This is a genomic window from Acinetobacter sp. B-6 (assembly GCF_056930735.1).
This window is the reverse complement of the sequence record NZ_JBXPBY010000008.1, coordinates 209,107-226,010: the sequence shown is the minus strand read 5'-3', so window position 1 is coordinate 226,010 and position 16,904 is coordinate 209,107. Positions and strand designations below refer to the sequence as shown.

Annotated in this window: 19 protein-coding genes; 11 read left to right on the top strand and 8 right to left on the bottom strand. The window is 37.6% G+C overall.

Annotated features, from left to right (window positions below; translation table 11 throughout):
* Positions 1 to 173: 173 nt before the first annotated feature.
* From AC1Z3T_RS12080 to AC1Z3T_RS12050, 7 genes are all read left to right on the top strand, one after another.
* Positions 174 to 1,112 (top strand): MlaA family lipoprotein, encoded by a 939-nt coding sequence (locus tag AC1Z3T_RS12080; protein WP_004824936.1) that lies wholly within the window; start codon positions 174 to 176, stop codon positions 1,110 to 1,112.
* Between the two features lie 124 nt (positions 1,113 to 1,236).
* Positions 1,237 to 2,205 carry an RsbU family protein phosphatase GigA gene (gene gigA / locus AC1Z3T_RS12075; protein ID WP_483396672.1) on the top strand — a complete coding sequence of 323 codons (969 nt, stop codon included), beginning with the start codon at positions 1,237 to 1,239 and terminating at the stop codon, positions 2,203 to 2,205.
* A gap of 113 nt (positions 2,206 to 2,318) precedes the next feature.
* Positions 2,319 to 2,843, top strand: coding sequence for an anti-anti-sigma factor GigB (gene gigB / locus AC1Z3T_RS12070; protein ID WP_009586265.1), 525 nt, complete (start codon positions 2,319 to 2,321; stop codon positions 2,841 to 2,843).
* 33 nt (positions 2,844 to 2,876) lie between these two features.
* Positions 2,877 to 3,701, top strand: coding sequence for a carbon-nitrogen hydrolase family protein (locus tag AC1Z3T_RS12065; RefSeq protein WP_483396671.1), 825 nt, complete (start codon positions 2,877 to 2,879; stop codon positions 3,699 to 3,701).
* 79 nt (positions 3,702 to 3,780) lie between these two features.
* Entirely contained in the window at positions 3,781 to 4,218 is a 438-nt protein-coding gene (locus AC1Z3T_RS12060) for a MarR family winged helix-turn-helix transcriptional regulator (protein ID WP_004824944.1), read from the top strand.
* A gap of 87 nt (positions 4,219 to 4,305) precedes the next feature.
* Entirely contained in the window at positions 4,306 to 4,731 is a 426-nt protein-coding gene (locus AC1Z3T_RS12055; RefSeq protein ID WP_100884497.1) for an organic hydroperoxide resistance protein, read from the top strand.
* 131 nt (positions 4,732 to 4,862) lie between these two features.
* Positions 4,863 to 5,984: an HNH endonuclease gene (locus tag AC1Z3T_RS12050; protein ID WP_100884496.1), complete on the top strand. Its 1,122-nt coding sequence runs from the start codon at positions 4,863 to 4,865 to the stop codon at positions 5,982 to 5,984.
* Between the two features lie 154 nt (positions 5,985 to 6,138).
* On the opposite strand, the gene gspE is transcribed toward AC1Z3T_RS12050, so the two are convergent.
* On the bottom strand, positions 6,139 to 7,626 hold the full coding sequence (gspE, locus tag AC1Z3T_RS12045; protein WP_009586262.1) for a type II secretion system ATPase GspE: 1,488 nt from the start codon (positions 7,624 to 7,626) through the stop codon (positions 6,139 to 6,141).
* Positions 7,627 to 7,737: 111 nt separating this feature from the next.
* On the opposite strand from gspE, the gene AC1Z3T_RS12040 reads away from it, so the two are divergent.
* The 4 genes from AC1Z3T_RS12040 to AC1Z3T_RS12025 all read left to right on the top strand — a co-directional run bounded on the left by AC1Z3T_RS12040 (position 7,738) and on the right by AC1Z3T_RS12025 (position 11,092).
* Positions 7,738 to 8,559 carry a hypothetical protein gene (locus AC1Z3T_RS12040; protein ID WP_004824948.1) on the top strand — a complete coding sequence of 274 codons (822 nt, stop codon included), beginning with the start codon at positions 7,738 to 7,740 and terminating at the stop codon, positions 8,557 to 8,559.
* Positions 8,560 to 8,574: 15 nt separating this feature from the next.
* Positions 8,575 to 9,510, top strand: a complete 936-nt coding sequence (locus AC1Z3T_RS12035; RefSeq protein WP_004824949.1) for a mechanosensitive ion channel family protein — start codon at positions 8,575 to 8,577, stop codon at positions 9,508 to 9,510.
* Positions 9,511 to 9,636: 126 nt separating this feature from the next.
* Complete coding sequence (locus AC1Z3T_RS12030) at positions 9,637 to 10,077, top strand: VOC family protein (RefSeq protein WP_004824950.1); 441 nt, start codon at positions 9,637 to 9,639, stop codon at positions 10,075 to 10,077.
* Positions 10,078 to 10,471: 394 nt separating this feature from the next.
* On the top strand, positions 10,472 to 11,092 hold the full coding sequence (locus AC1Z3T_RS12025; RefSeq protein ID WP_005033809.1) for a rhomboid family intramembrane serine protease: 621 nt from the start codon (positions 10,472 to 10,474) through the stop codon (positions 11,090 to 11,092).
* Between the two features lie 41 nt (positions 11,093 to 11,133).
* Here the strand turns inward: AC1Z3T_RS12025 and AC1Z3T_RS12020 are convergent, their stop codons facing one another.
* From AC1Z3T_RS12020 to AC1Z3T_RS11990, 7 genes are all read right to left on the bottom strand, one after another.
* Positions 11,134 to 11,487 carry a DMT family transporter gene (locus AC1Z3T_RS12020; RefSeq protein ID WP_005033812.1) on the bottom strand — a complete coding sequence of 118 codons (354 nt, stop codon included), beginning with the start codon at positions 11,485 to 11,487 and terminating at the stop codon, positions 11,134 to 11,136.
* A 126-nt stretch (positions 11,488 to 11,613) separates the two neighbouring features.
* On the bottom strand, positions 11,614 to 12,480 hold the full coding sequence (gene ygiD / locus AC1Z3T_RS12015; RefSeq protein ID WP_100884495.1) for a 4,5-DOPA-extradiol-dioxygenase: 867 nt from the start codon (positions 12,478 to 12,480) through the stop codon (positions 11,614 to 11,616).
* Between the two features lie 223 nt (positions 12,481 to 12,703).
* Positions 12,704 to 13,189 carry a DUF934 domain-containing protein gene (locus AC1Z3T_RS12010; RefSeq protein WP_004824955.1) on the bottom strand — a complete coding sequence of 162 codons (486 nt, stop codon included), beginning with the start codon at positions 13,187 to 13,189 and terminating at the stop codon, positions 12,704 to 12,706.
* Positions 13,182 to 14,825, bottom strand: coding sequence for a nitrite/sulfite reductase (locus tag AC1Z3T_RS12005; protein WP_058971754.1), 1,644 nt, complete (start codon positions 14,823 to 14,825; stop codon positions 13,182 to 13,184). Before AC1Z3T_RS12005 ends, AC1Z3T_RS12010 begins: the two co-directional genes overlap by 8 nt.
* 347 nt (positions 14,826 to 15,172) lie before the next feature.
* Complete coding sequence (locus tag AC1Z3T_RS12000) at positions 15,173 to 15,367, bottom strand: hypothetical protein (protein WP_004824957.1); 195 nt, start codon at positions 15,365 to 15,367, stop codon at positions 15,173 to 15,175.
* 200 nt (positions 15,368 to 15,567) lie between these two features.
* Positions 15,568 to 16,098: a DUF1543 domain-containing protein gene (locus AC1Z3T_RS11995; RefSeq protein WP_004824958.1), complete on the bottom strand. Its 531-nt coding sequence runs from the start codon at positions 16,096 to 16,098 to the stop codon at positions 15,568 to 15,570.
* 17 nt (positions 16,099 to 16,115) lie between these two features.
* Entirely contained in the window at positions 16,116 to 16,835 is a 720-nt protein-coding gene (locus AC1Z3T_RS11990) for a CPBP family intramembrane glutamic endopeptidase (protein WP_100886250.1), read from the bottom strand.
* Positions 16,836 to 16,904 lie beyond the last annotated feature (69 nt).

Sequence of the window (16,904 nt, the reverse complement as noted above, 5' to 3'; positions counted from 1 at the left end):
TCTTTTTTTAATTATTTCATTTGTTCGTACAAATATTATTCATTAATCAAATTTATTCACACTTTTTAATCAAATTTGCTTTAATACATATGCAACAACTACTGTTAGAATACGAAAGTGTCTTTAATAATATTATCGACCATTTTTACTTTAAGCATATTTCAAGGAATTCTATGCGTCCTTATCACGTACTTTGGGCTTGTTTACTCAGTATTGGTCTGACGAGCCATGTATTTGCTCAAGAAGAATTATCTACCCAAGAAAATTCTGACAATGCTGTTGACTCTGTTTCAGCTGATAAGTTGTCTCAAGAGAATTCTTCTGATCCAGCAATGTCTAAGCACCCAAGAATTGAAGCACTTAAAGAGCTCAAAAACATTACAAAAAATGATTTAAAAGTAAATGCAAATGCTGCTCAACCAGATGCTGTAAAAGACCCCCTACAACCGTTAAACCGTGAAATTTATGCATTTAACGATATGATTGACCGTAATGTCGCTCGACCAGTAGCCATTCAATATAAGCAAAAAGTTCCTGAAGATGTGCGCTCTTCATATAGTCTGTTTCGTAAAAATTTAAGCGAGCCGTGGAATGCGGTTAATCAGCTTGCTCAAGGTCGTTTTAAGCGTGCAGCTAAATCATTGGGTCGTTTTACACTGAATACTGTTACTTCTTTAGGTCTAGCAGATCCAGCAACTCGTTTAGGTTTATCGACTGAAGAAGAAAGTCTAGGCATTACACTTGGCTATTATGGTGTACCGAGTGGTCCTTATCTCATGTTACCTGTCTTAGGACCAAGTACACTTCGCCACTCTGTGGATTACGTTGCTGAAAGCTATGCAAATCCCATTAGCTATCCAATGGATGATAACAATCAAACAGGTTTAATTTGGGGAAATCGTGTTTTAGGCGGGATCAATACACGCTCAAAACTATTAGATGTGGAAAATGTATTGCAAGGTGATCGCTATTCAGCAATCCGTGATATTTATTTACAGCGCCTTGCTTTCCAAATCGCAGAGAAAAAAGGCGGTGGTGCAGAAGCTGTTTCTTTTGTTGGTGATGACGATGATGATACTGATGATTCATCTGATACAGGCACAAACAAATAATCACAATATTTTGTTAAACTTATTTGCTAGTAATCTCTTTAGTTTTACTAGCAATGTGGTGTTATCTATAGTAAATCTAGTGGGTATCGCTTTTTATATTGATTAAGGATCATTCATTTCTTCTATGTATTTCATTCAACCCAGTCGCCAGATTTCAAGTTTAGAGCACGTATTAAATACGCTTCCAAGCTTGCAGATGATTACCATTGAAGATATTCATCTTTATGATCCGACCAGAATCGCGATTGCAGATGTACATGATTTTTTAGAATATCAATGGGCATTGCCAACGATTGTCATTGCACAAGAGAACGAAGGTGCTGAGCTTTCCCAAGCATGGGAACTCGGTGCGCTTGCTGGTTGGATCTGGACCAAGCTTCCTAGCAACCTTGAAGGTTCGCTCTTTAAGATAGATGCCCAATATAAACGAAACCAAGATAGTCGTGATCTACCCTCTGCTGCAGAATTACAAAAAAAACTCCTCCCCAATCCAATAGACCTGCAAAACTATAAAGTTGAAACCCTTTTTCAGCCTTCAGCTTATTTGTCTGGTGACTGGTATGATTACTGGAAAATCAGTGATAAAGAAATCATGTTCTATTTGGCGGATGTCTCCGGTCATGGCGTAACCAGCTCTTTGTTGACTTCATGGATGGCAGCTTTTCACGGGCGTTCAAAAACACCAAGAGAGTTAATTAAGAAACTGAATGGAATGCTTGTCCAAGAGAATATTGAAAAACACATCACTATGCTGGCAGGAATTCTCAACATTGAGACACATACATTAAAGTGGTCAAGTGCGGGGCACTATCCTCCCCCTATTATTTTTGAACCCAATCAAGCTCCTCGTGTTTTAAATACCAGTAGCTTTCCTTTAGGACTTACGGAAGACTTAGAGGTTGAAGAATTTGAATGTACTTTAAATAAGCATGCGCGGTTCATTATTTGTTCTGATGGTGCACTTGAACCTTTTTCTGGTGGTTTGAACGAACAATTCGCTCAATTGGTCTATCATTTGCAAAATCAATCATTCCGCGCGCCAGATCACGTCGCAGATGACATTGCCATCCTCAGTCTTCGCAGAATGAATTAACATTATAATCAAATACATATAACTAATTAGACTATTAACTGATATGCAAACGCTTGAGTATAGACTTGCGCTATGTGATAATTTTCCTATCCTTCTCTGCAAATGGCATTTATATGTCAACAGGTCATGTTGAATATGCAAGCTTGAATGGAACGCATATTTTCAAACTTATTGGTGAAGTGCGAGCCCAATCTTGTATTAGTTTAGACAAACTTTTGGCAAGGATTGAACAACAGAAAAACGTCATTGGCGCAATTGTTGATTTAACCCAAACCACATTTATTGATAGTACTGTTCTTGGAATACTTGCGAAACTTGGTTTAAAGTTAAAACAAGTACACCACATCCAAGCAGTCATGCTATCCACAAATCCAGACATTACCACTCTAGCCAATAGCATGGGCTTAGGGCAGGTGTTTGTCATTTTAAATTATTGTGGTGATCCTAAAGTATGTACCAATGCTTTGATTGACGACAATGTGAATCACAGCACCATGTTGTGTACCGTTCTCGATGCACACAAAACGTTAATGAAGCTCAACGAAAACAATCAAAATATGTTCGAGCCATTAGTGAAACAACTTGAAAAGCAGCAAGATACTATGGAATGTGTATCTTCAGATCAGCAAAACGCTTAATCTTTTCAAAATTGTTATGATTAGGGATAGCACATGACTTTACTTTCTGTTGTTCAAATGAATTCTCAAAATGACATTGAAGCTAACTTCAGTGTAATTGAGTCATTGGTGCAACAAAGTAAAGCTGATAGTGCATCTTTGATTGTTTTCCCAGAAAACTTTGTCTGTTTCGCGGCTGGAAAACAACGAGAAACTGCAGCACGCTTTGAAGAAATTCAAAAGCGTTTAGAGCATTTAGCACATCGTTATCAAATATGGATAGTTGCCGGTACATTACCGTGCCCGTTCCGTCCAGATGGCTCAATCATTGAAGATGGTCGTGTGCGTACAGTAAGCTTATGTATTAGCCCTGAACGTACTGAGGCGCGTTATGACAAAATTCACTTGTTTGATGTGCAAGTGGGCGATGCTGTTGGTGGCTATCAAGAATCAAAATTCTTTGAACCAGGCAATGATGTTGTGGTTGCAAAAACACCTTTTGGCAATATCGGCTTGATGGTGTGCTATGACCTACGCTTTCCTGAACTTGCACTGATACTTCGCTCCGAAGGTGCAAATCTTTTAACAGCGCCTGCTGCATTTACTTATACCACAGGTCAAATGCATTGGCAGTTATTACTGCAAGCTCGTGCGATGGACAGTCAATGTCAAGTTTTAGGTGCTGCTCAACAAGGTTGGCACGGTGAGAAACGCCAAACTTGGGGACATGCTGGGGCAACCAATAGCCGAGGTCAAATTTTGGCAATGTCAAATCAGGAAGGCGCTCAACTGCTGACTGTACCTTTTGATTTAGCTGAACAAGATACTGTTCGTGCATCAATGCCACTGATACAACATCGCCGATTGATTACTCTCTAATATTTTCCCAAATGACTTTATTTTATGAATATGACAAACAGCGTTATACTCAGTATGAGTCATATCTTTTGAGACAAGCATGCAACAAGACTATTCACATTTAAATCTTGATCATCAAGTTTGCTTTCTTGTTTATTCTACGAACTTGGCACTCAATCAACTGTACCGAAAAATACTTGCACCATTGGGCTTAACTTACCCACAATACTTAGTCATGCTCGTGCTTTGGGAAAAAGATGGTGTAACTGTCTCTGAAATAGGTGAAAAGCTGTTTTTAGAATCCTCTACGCTAACCCCTTTGCTTAAAAAATTACAAAGTCATGGTTTACTTAATCGGGAACGTTCGACCCTTGATGAACGTCAAGTGATCATTAGCCTAACTGAAGAAGGACAGCAATTAAAATTAAAAGCCGTTGATATCCCACTTCAAATCGCTCAAGCCAGTGAATGTAATTTAGACACTTTGGCTGAGCTTAAAGCGCTCCTTTCAACTTTACGCGACAACATTTCAAAATAATTTTTTATTAAATTTTACACAAACACTACTTGTTTAAATATTTATATCGTATACGATATATTTGAACACAATCAAAGGAAGCATCCAATGTCTTTAGAAAAAGTGGTTTATACAGCACATGCAAAAGCAACAGGTGGTCGTGATGGTCGTGCAACATCATCAGATGGAATTTTAGATGTTAAACTCGCTGTTCCAAAAGAAATGGGCGGTGCTGGTGGTGGAACCAATCCAGAACAACTTTTTGCAGCAGGTTATTCAGCTTGTTTCTTAGGTGCGATGAAATTTGTTGCGAATCGTGATCATTTAAAAATTACCCCAGATGTATATATCGAAGGTGATGTCGGTATTGGTCCTATTCCTACTGGCTTTGGTATTCAAGTGACTTTAAACATTCATTTAGAAGGTTTAGAGCAAGAAGAAGCACAGAAATTAGTCGATGCTGCTCATATTGTTTGCCCATATTCAAATGCGACCCGTGGCAATATTGATGTGACATTGAATCTGATTGTTTAATTATTCGAGTCTACCTAAATACTAAATTCTGTTTTAGGTAGATTTAATTTATTTTTTGTTTAAATTAAACCAAAAAGATACCTTATTAAGATATATTTATTCACAAAATAATACTTTATGTAAAATGCTATATGAGCCTCACTAAATTTGACAATATTATAAGAAGTGCATTATGGGCTTCTTATAATAATATATGCTTCTATTGCAACAAGAACTTAGATTGGAATGATGTCCATATTGATCATGTGATTCCAGAAAGTCTTGCAAATAACCAAAGAAGCTTTGATACATTTAAGGAAGAGTTTGATCTTGACAATAATTTTGATGTAAACGGATTATATAATCTAGTTCCTGTGCACGGAAAATGTAACCTTAGAAAAAATGACGAATTATTTGCGAAACAGACCATCTTGTTTTACCTAGGATTAACCAAAAGATCCTTACCAAAAATCATACAAGAAATAGAAAAAATTAAAAGAAGAAAGAATAAAGGTCAAATTATTTCTAAAGTTCAAACAGCATTAGCAACTAATTTAATTGATATTAAAGAATTGCAACATATAATAAATCAAGCCCAGCAGAATAATTGGAATATCAAGGAAGTAATACTACCATTAGGAGTTGAATTCATCGATGAAGTATATGATTCTTTCTACTTTGACACAGACATCTCCACATTGATCAACAAGAAACTTGTGATTGGAGGGATTCATGACTATCTCAAATTAGTCAATGATATTAACAAGCAAACTAAAGTTTCCACATTAAGTGAGTGGAGATGGGCTACAAATAATGGTTTTTATCCTTTAACAAATGCAGATCTCAAAATGTCTTTTACTTTCATTTTTTTTGATGAGTTAATAAAAGCACTGCAAATAGCTAAGATGCCCAAAATTTCATTTATAAGCGAGCCTTGGGAAGACATAAATAATCTTGATTTATTATGCCCTAGTATCTTTAGTGATTTTGGAGCAAAATTTAATAAGTACACTCAACAGAGATTTTCAGTTGGAGATTTAGTTCGCAAAGGTATTATTACAATCAATGAAAGTCAGATTTACACAATTTCATTAGAATTTGATGGAATGGAAATTTCTCTAATTGAGCAATTTAGAGCAGACTTTAATAATGATGGTATCGAAGATATCTTTGTAAGCGGTTGGACACGAGTGGTTGGAGGCACTTTAGGATATGGATTTACAACATTTTTGACTCGTTATTCTGACAAACACATGATTGAAAAAACCAAATAGTATGTAAAAATATTACACAAAAACTAATAGCGATAAATGAAAATTTATACAGAATTTAGCTTTTATGCTAAAGACTTCCACCATTAGCATGCCCTAAATAATTAATACATTTAGTTATAAAAGATATAATCCTTTCGAAGCCAACAGGAATAACTTATTCAGCTGCCTCATTGGTCACACGTAATACTTCTTCCATGGTCGTTTTACCCGCCAATACTTTACGTAAACCATCATCACGAATTGAACCCGCATCTCTACGTGCATATTCTTCAAGTTCGTACTCAGCTGCATTACCATGAATTAAACGACGCATTTGCTCATCAATCGGTACAATTTCATAAATCGCAGTACGTCCCGTAAAACCCGTATGTGAACAATAATCACAACCGTTTGGCACAGGTAACTTTAGATCTGATTCTAAACTTACAGGTTTAAATACATCTTTTTCAAAATCATCTGCTTCACGCCATGTATGGCAATGAGAGCATAAAGTTCGAACCAAGCGTTGTGCAATCACACCAATCAATGAACTGGATAATAAGAAGGGTTCAATTCCCATATCTTTCAAGCGTGTTACTGCACCAATTGCAGTATTGGTATGAAGTGTAGATAAAACCAAATGACCTGTTAAAGAGGCTTGCACTGCAATTTCTGCGGTTTCTAAGTCACGAATTTCCCCCACCATCACAACATCAGGATCTTGGCGAAGCATCGCTTTCAGCGCACGCGCAAAAGTCATATCCACTTTGGTGTTAACTTGGGTTTGTCCAATACCTTCAAGTTGATATTCGATTGGATCTTCAGCGGTCAGAATATTTTTTGAACCATCATTTAAGTCAGAAAGTGCGGCATATAAAGTTGTTGTTTTACCAGAACCTGTTGGTCCCGTAACCAAAATAATGCCGTGTGGACGGTGAACCAATTGAGTCAAGCGATCATAGTCGTTTTTCATCAGCCCCAAATGCGTCATGTTTAAACGTCCAGCCTGCTTATCCAGCAAACGCATCACCACACGCTCACCATGAGATGATGGCAGTGTGGATACACGAACATCCACCTCACGCCCAGCAAGACGTAAAGAAATACGACCATCTTGCGGAATACGCTTCTCAGCAATGTCCAGTTTTGCCATCACCTTGATACGTGATACCAACAACGGTGCAAGCTCTCGACGTGGTTGTACAATCTCACGCAACTGACCATCAACACGTAATCGCACAGATAATTTCTTTTCAAATGCTTCAATATGAATATCAGATGCGCCCACACGAATGGCTTCTGACAACAAGGCATTGATGAGTCGGACAATAGGTGCATCATCCTCCTGATCCATCAAATCTTCTGTTTCAGGAACTTGATCAGCAAGGCTTAATAAGTCGGGATGATCTTCCAAGCCAGCTGCGACTTGTTGTGACTCACCTGTTTCACCTGCATAGCTTGAACTGAGCATTTGATTAAATTCAGTTTCATTGCATAATTGATGTTGTGCAACGCGACCAAGATAACGACGTGCTTCCTGAATCGCAATTTGTGCGGTATCCTGACGACGAACAATAAAAACTTGATCACCTTCATAACGCAACAGCACTCCATGCCGTTTTGCAAAACTATATGGTATTTGTAATTGTTTAAGAACTTGCATTACAACTTATATTAATCATTTAAATTGCTTTGAGTGTACTCTATGCACATGACAGCGTGAAGTCTGTTTGTTAAAGATTTGATGATGATTTTATGAATAGGATGAACACTTTTGTCTAAAAAGAAAGACCATCTTGAACCAGAACTCCCTGACTTAAAATGGTGGGGAGAACAAAATTTTGAATTGAACCAATCCAAAGCATGGCAGTTTGGTTCAATGATGATGCGCATTACACGCGGTTTACAAGAATGGCGTCTAGAATACTATCGCCCACACTTCCAGTACGACTATGAACAGCAATGGCATAAAATTCATGATGTGAATTTTGGTTTTCCTGAACCCGTGCATGTTGAGCGCTACATGTTTAGAGAAACCCACAAAACATTTCAGTTAATGCCCCGATTGGCTGACCGTTCTGTAGTTATTCGTCCTGTCGATCCTATTTATATTCCAGCAGGACAACGTGGTACGCTGTATATCAGCACCCCCTTATGGATTTCAGGCTTTGTTCAGGCACAGAAAGAGCCACTATTTGATATTCCTGTGATTTTGCCTAAGGATACATGGTTTGGTCCAGATCACCGTACAGGTGAAATGTGTTATGCGACCTCAGTCGATGGTCGTACAGAATTGAATTTATTGCGCCCCCGTGCTTTCCGTGCTGTTACCCCGATTGATTTTCACAATGTCAGCAGTCATCAATTACGCTTCGATCGGATGAATGTGCCTGTTCCTGCATTGCCTTTATTTTATAGTGAAAGTACAGGTCGTTTATGGACCTCACAAATTAAGGTCATTTATGAAGGTAATGATCGTCCTGCTCGCGTTAGAATTGAAAATCGTACCCCACCACTGGCTGGAGAAGTGATTTATGTTCATCCACCACGTTCACCGGGTGGCGCATTATTTAACATGTTTGATTCATTTTTCTAAGGGATGAGGTAAACAATGGCTCAATCCAATATTCCCAAAGACATCGCGGACAGCTTAAAAGGCATTTTCACCAATGTAAATTTAGATCGTTTAAGTGAAATTGCCGTTGCACTGATTCTCTGCTTTGTTGGCTTTGTACTGGCGCGTGTTATTTCCAATACTTTTATTCGAACTATAGGTGCACGTTTTAATGCACATCAACGTTTGGTGTGGCGCAGAGGTATTTTTTATTTTATTTTCTTGCTGTTTGTAATTGCCAGTTTAAAAGAAGCAGGATTTAAACTCAGTGTATTTTTAGGTGCAGCAGGGATTTTGACCGTAGCACTGGGTTTCGCCTCACAAACCTCAGCATCTAACTTGATCAGTGGATTATTTTTAATCGGTGAAGGTTCTTTTGAAGTCGGTGATACAATCCAAATCACCCTCATTCGTGGGCATACGATTGAAGGTGAAGTAATTTCCATTGACCTTTTGTCCGTGAAACTTTTAACCATGGACAATGTTTATGTACGCCTACCCAATGAGCAACTGATTCGAGCACCAGTCCATAATCTATCAAAATTCCCGATACGACGATTGTCGATCACGGTAGCAATTAATTTTAATGAAAATATTAACAAAGTCCGTGAAGTATTGATTGAGGTCGCCAACGATTACCCATTGGTTTTGGCAGATCCTAAACCACGTGTGACTGTGTCCGCGTTTGGTGAATCATCCATTGAAATTTTATTTGCACTTTGGTGTATGCAAGCCAACTATCTACAAGTTAAAGATGAAATTCATGAGCTGATCCGTAATCGCTTTGTGGAAAATCAAATTGAGATTCCTGTGCCTAAAATTGGTTTTGTGGATCGTCCAAATCCAAATGAACCACTGCAAAATGCAGACATTGATGGATATGCCAATCAACAAGATTTAAAGTTAGAGCAAAAACAAGATAAACAGCTTTAAAGCTCAATGGACAGATGAATCCTTGGTATCAAGCATTCATCTGTACAATTACAAAACCTTCATCAATCTTTAAACAATGAGCTGATAAATTAGTCACTTCAAAACAACAAAATGGACACAAGCACAATGCAACTCAATCATTATTTAAATTTTGAAGGTCAAACAGAAGCCGCTTTTAACTTTTATAAGTCGGTTTTTGGTGGAGATTTCTCTTTTTTAAAGCGCTATTCAGAATTGCCTGATGTCCAAGTCCCTGAACAAGAGAAAAATTATATTTTGCACGTTTCTTTGCCCATTAATGACTTTACTGTATTGATGGGCTCGGATACCACTGAACAGTTCTGTGCACCAAATAGTGCTCCATTCAGCAAAGGAACTAATCATTATATTTCGATTAATTTAGAAGCACATGAAGCGGATGAAGCTCAACGATTATTTACAGCACTCTCTGCCAATGGTCAGATTGAAATGGCTTTGGATAAAACGTTTTGGGGTGCTCTATATGGCGCTTTCACAGATCAGTTTGGTATTCGATGGATGGTAAACTGCCAACTCAATGAAGTTTAGGGGCTGTGGACATTTCATAAATGGCTTGCGTTGTAAGTTAAAATTGAGCAGGCAAGGCATGAAATGAAGAGAATAGCGAGACTATTTTTAAGTTTCATAACGTAGCCTGAGATAATTTTAACCACAACCCTGAGCAAGAACAAAGCACTGCTTTGTTTGCAGCGCAAGGCGCAGCGGGGACTAGCGTGTTTTTTAGCGCTTCGTCGTTACGAACTACTCATTTAGAATGACTAAATTTCGTATTTCGCGCCTAGAATCGCCTAAAAAACACACCTAGTCGCAAACATAGACGAATTGCCCACAGCCCCTAATCATCTCATTAAAATATAGCCTATTGATTCGACATGATATAGGCTATAGTTCACTCAAGAAAACGACATCATTTATAACAAATATGATCACAGGGCTTACCCATACACTTCTGATTATTCTCATCACGATTGCAATTTCTATCATTGCTTGGCAACAACGCAATGTCATGAATCGTTTGATTTTCAATATTTCAGCAATTAAGCATGGTCAATATGATCGCTTTTTAACACATGGTTTCATCCACAATGATGGTATGCATTTATTCTTTAATATGTTTACCTTGTATTTCTTTGGACGAAATATTGAATGGTTTTTCCGTGGTTATTTAAGTGGTATGGGCTTTGTCTTATTTTATTGTAGCGCCATCATTATTGCTGCTATTCCAAGCTATTTGCATCATCGGAATTTAAACTCTTATCGAAGTTTAGGCGCCTCAGGTGCAGTCAATGCAGTACTGTTTAGTTCGATCTTATTTAATCCTTGGGGCATGATCTATATCTATATTTTACCGGTTCCCGCAATTATTTTTGGAACAATATATTTGTGCTATAGCATGTATGCGATTCGTTCTGGGCATTCACCACTGATTGACCATCGTGCTCATATTACTGGTGCAATCTATGGTTTCTTATTCCCATTACTTTTAGAACCTTCTCTGGGCACAGCATTTTTTTATAAGTTTATTAATTCACCACTATTTTAAATTTTACATTCACCTACTGATGTCTAAGCTATGGTTAAGCTTTAGACATCAATATTGGAAAATTGCGCAATAATTGTGAGACCAACAGTAATAAAAGCAATTCCGACCCAGCCAGCTAAATCAATATTTTGACCTAAAAATGTCTTGGCTAATAACGCAGTGGCGATCACCCCAAGCCCAGACCATAAAACATATAGAATTCCAGCTTGCATAAATTTCAATGCATAAGCCGCACATGCAAAAGAAATGATATACAAAACTAGAGCGATGCCTTGATCAAATTTATTGACCAAACCATTGCCTTTAGCAGAATAAAATGTGGATAGAACATCAGTCGCAATTGCGATTAACAGCCAAAATACCCCAGGATTAATTTTTGCAAGTAAGAAAGACATTGTCGTTTTAGTTCAAATCATCATCGTCAAATTTTATCTTGAGTAAACCTCAACAACCAGCAGAATCTTTGGATAAATAAAAAGGTGAATCCCTCGATTCACCTTTTTAGGTTTGAATTTTAAAAACTATGCTTGATCCAACCTAAATGATGTCATGGTCAAAGAACCTGCTACGGCTTGAGCATTAAAAATACTCAGCTGATCATTTTCTTCCTGTAAACCTAAAGCATATAACATTGGATAATAGTGATCTGGTGTTGGAATCGACAATAAAAATTCAGGACCCTGCTTTTGCCAATCAATCAATGCTTGATGATTATGACTTAACAAAAAATTCTTCATTTTTGCATCTGCTTCTAAAGCCCAATCATAACCAAAGTGACCATCAAATTTGTCAAAAGCAACTTTTCTAAGATTATGGACCAAATTACCACTGGCAACAATCAAAACACCTTTACGGCGCAATTGAGCTAATTCTTTTGCCAAATCATAATGATATTGTGCAGCCTGACTGTAGTCGATACTCAACTGTACGACGGGAATATTGGCTTGTGGAAATACATGACATAACACCGCCCATGTTCCATGATCCAAGCCCCACGTATGATCATGATGAACTTCAACACGATGAATCGCAGCAGTTGTTTCTTCGACCAATGCTTTATTTCCAGAAGCAGGATATTGCATATCAAATAATGCTTGAGGAAAGCCACCAAAATCATGAATCGTTTTGGGTTGTTGCATGGCAGTAACTGCTGTAACACCCTGTGTGAGCCAATGCGCAGAAATACATAAAATTGCTGTCGGTTGTGTCTTCATTTCAGCACCAATACGATTCCACGAACGCGTAAAGTCATTGGTTTGAATGGCATTCATTGGAGAACCATGCCCAAGAAACAATACAGGCATGACTTCAGTATTCGGTAAAGTTGCATTCCAACCTTTGAGTAACGATAAATCACCTGTTGTTTGACTGAGCATTTCATTCACCATAATAAATCTTTATTTCATTATGTGATCTTTCAACTCGGTAAAATAGCGACTTTTACAGCATACAACATTGCAAAAATGCAACGATCAATTTAAATTCCTGATTTGACTTTGAGCATGGTTTTAGCCGTCCTGAAAGTATTCATGTTTAATGATTCGACCAATCATCCACAAAAAAGCCGAACAGATGTTCGGCTTTCTAATTCAAAATCAATGCTTAAAACAATCAAGCACCAGTTTGATAATGCGCTTTCGGTACTGCTGTAGAGGCTTGATAAGGGTGAGTAAAATCACCTAAACCAGCAGCAGCTTCTTGAATATCTTTACCTTCTTTAATTACAAAGGTATCAAAACCTGAACGCTTCATATAATTCAAAACGTCTTTAAATACATCACCAGTTGCACGAAGCTCACCTTGGTAACCTTGGCGACGCAATAATGCAGCAAAGGAATAACCACGACCATCATTAAACCCAGCAAAATCAATAAAGATTGCATCTAACTGATCAAGCGGAAACTGATTGGTTTCTGGCGAAGCATCCACAGTGATCAATAGCGCTTTTTTACCTGTTACATTGGCAAGCTGATCCAACTGTTCAACAGTCAACAATACATCACCTTGAGGTAACACACCATCCTCACCAATAATTTGATAAGTATTGTCTGCAATAGAGCCATCTTTAGAGAGGACTTGAAGTGCGGTATTAAGCATATGCACGCTCCTTAAATGGTTTAATGCCGACACGGCGGTAAGTTTCAATAAACTCTTCACCTTCATTACGAAGATCAAGATAAGTATTTAAAATTTCATCAATAATATCAGGTACAGCTTCCGCAGCAAATGATGGTCCTAAAATGTCACCAATTGAAGCATCGTGATCTGCATTTCCACCCAAAGTAATTTGATAGAATTCTGCACCTTTTTTATCTACACCTAAAATACCGATATTACCGACATGGTGGTGACCACAAGCATTCATACAACCTGAAATATTCAAGTCAATATGACCTAAATTATAAACTGTATCCAAATCATCAAAACGGCGTGTAATTGCTTCAGAAATTGGAATTGATTTCGCATTCGCCAAAGAACAGAAGTCACCACCCGGACAGCAAATAATATCGGTAATAAAGCCAATATGTGCACGAGCCAAATTGTTCTTTTCAAGAACTTGCCACAATTCAAATAAATCTTTTTGCGGAACATCCACCAATGAAATATTTTGTTCGTGCGTAGTACGCAACTCGCCAAAAGTATATTTGTCTGCAAGATCTGCAATCAAATTCATTTCTTCAACAGTCATATCACCCGGTGCAATACCTGCACGTTTGAGTGAAATGGTGACAATACGATAACCAGCAACTTTATGTGCATTGGTATTGATATTGAACCAATGCTTGAATTTTGGATATTCAGCAAATAAGGCACTAAAGTCTTCATCCGCATAATCTTGATAATCAAACGGCATGAATTCTTGATCTAATTTTTCTAAGATCTCGGGTTGTACTTTCAATGTTTTGATGGTTTCTGCAAACTCAGCTTCCACTTTTTCAGCAAACACTTCAGGTGTTAATGCTTTCACCAAAATTTTAATACGTGCTTTGTATTTATTGTCACGGCGTCCATGTAAGTTATATACACGAAGTACTGCTTCCAAATATGCAATTAAATCTTCACGTGGTAACCATTCACGAATCATCGAACCAATGATCGGTGTACGTCCTAAACCGCCACCAACTTTGATTTTATAACCCAATTCACCCGCTTCATTTCGAGTTAAATACACACCGATATCATGGAATGAAGTTGCAGCACGATCAATTTCTTCAAGTGCAGACACTGCAATTTTGAATTTACGTGGTAAGAATGCAAATTCAGGATGGAATGTCGACCATTGACGAATCAATTCACAAGTTGGGCGTGGGTCGGCAATTTCTCCAGCCACAACGCCAGCATATTGATCAGTAGTTGTATTACGAATACAGTTTCCTGAGGTTTGAATGGCATGCATTTGAACAGAAGCAAGACCTTCAAGCATATCAGGAACATTTTCCAGTGCAGGCCAGTTAAACTGAATATTCTGACGTGTTGAAACATGCGCATAGCCACGGTCGTATTCTTTAGCAAGTTCAGCAACTTTGCGCAATTGTTTAGAATTCATTAAACCGTAAGGTACAGCGATACGTAGCATTGGCGCATAACGCTGCACGTATAAACCATTTTGTAAGCGTAATGGACGATACTCATCTTCAGTGAGTTTTCCAGCTAAATAACGTTCCGTTTGATCACGGAATTGTGCAACACGTTCGTTGATCAGTTGCTGATCAAAATCAGTATATAAATACATGGCGTACAGCTAGTAGTTTCATTATAACGATGGACAATATAACGAGTATTGATCTATCAAAGAAATGCTTTTTTTCCATATTTTATAGCGGTTTTATTGATAAGCATCCTCCAGGGATTGAATTGGCAAGACTTCGCTTAATATCCTCAGCGTTATAATGCATTTGATGTTTTTCTTCATTACTTATCTTTATTTAAGATAATAAAAAAAGAGCATAGATTCTATGCCCTTTTTAACTGATTGAAGACTTATTAAAAGATGATTAACCATGAAGCAATTTAAATACTTGAGTTAAACACATGATCATCTCTTGGATTCACTCGTAGATAAAGATTTAAAGAGCTAATTTAGGATTGGTCATCCGAGCTTTGCTGTTCAGTATCATTTTCCAGTTTATTTTCAGCAATTTTTGCAGCTTCATATCCTGCAAATGCACCTGCCGCTTTTTCTAAAAATCCAGCATCAGGATCTAATTTATCAACACCTTGCTCAGCAATTACAGCACCTGCAATTTTACCCAATTCATCTAATAATCCGCTCATTGCATACACTCCACAGTGTTTTGTTTGAGTTCTCATTGTATTCAGTCTCATGTTCAACATTGCGGAGACTATGTTGTATAAGCAACAGGCTTATGCGTGAGTACTGCAAAGAATTATATTGTTTATTGCTAATTAAGCCACTGTTAATCTTTTAAGGCTGAAATACTGCGCCATTTCGATGAATCAAATCGCGTTTACTGTTAAATCGTCAAGTAGGTATTTTCCCACGTACTTTCACAGAATTGACTTAAATCTGTTTTCGTATCTACTTCAATCAATTCAACATAGCGACCATGTACATGATCAATGGCAATACAATCATCGATATCTAAAACTCGATCTGTGTGCTGCTTTTGCCAATGGTTGGCAAAATGCTGTTTGCCCTTGCTTTTTGCTTCACTGGCATCTTGGGCGACAACCAGAACATAACGATGCAACTCGCCAAACTCATTTACATCGTAGCCACCTAGATTAATTAACCACAACTTAGCGTCTAATAGATTCGGTTGAGCATCACTAAAACGGATCTGATATGTCTTATTTTCAAACTCAATGACTTGTAGCTTTTGCCAAGCATCAATATGCAAACCTTGTTGTTCACCAAACCACGCATTTTTTAATTGAGGATAAATTTCTTCAAGTGTGTCTCCAACAGCCAAAACAACATCATGGACTTCCGTATTGGCACGTGCATGGCGACCACCCAACATAACGATAAATAAACTAGACATATGCAACAACTAAATAACTAAGTGAATGTTTGAATAAGTTTTAATAGTAAAATCCCACCCACAGATAATACCGCATTATTGAGAAAATGAATGAGCAACACATGCCATATATTTCTTGTGCATAAGTAGATCAAGTTTAAAAATAATCCTGCACTCATAAAGCTGATTGTTGCGACTAGGTTCCCATCAAAATTATGATAATGAATCAAACCAAATAAAATCGAATTCAGCATGATCAAAATCATGCGCCATAACCACGGCTGAATAAATAGTTTTTGTAATAAGGTATAGCGGAACACGATATCTTCTAAAAGTGCAGTAAATAAAGGTCCAAAGCTGATGAGTAGCAAACTCAGAAAAGCAATTTTTTCAGGATCAATAAATGGTCTTTGTTCGTGACTTTCATGCAAAGGAAGAAATTGACGTGTGAGTGAGATAATCACTTGTAAGCATATTGCGCCCACCACAACCAATATACTTGAACGCCAAAAAGCCTGTTGATATTTTTTCCAATGCCTAAACAACATATCCTTATATAAGCAGCACACTAAAATAAACAGTACGCCTCTTAAAATAGTATCGCCCAAACTGACAGCTATCGAGATTCCAAATATTTTTTCTAAAATAAGACCATTTATAACAATCAATGGGAGAATAGAAACGGCAAAAGTGTCTTTCCATCCCCAGATAATTTTTTCAGGGAAGTTTTCAGCCCGAACTTTTTGTAAAAAATGCATAACCAACATGATCTTTTATTTTTAGTAGATTTTGCGCAAAAGAGCGCAAATTCCAAATACTGTGTATAG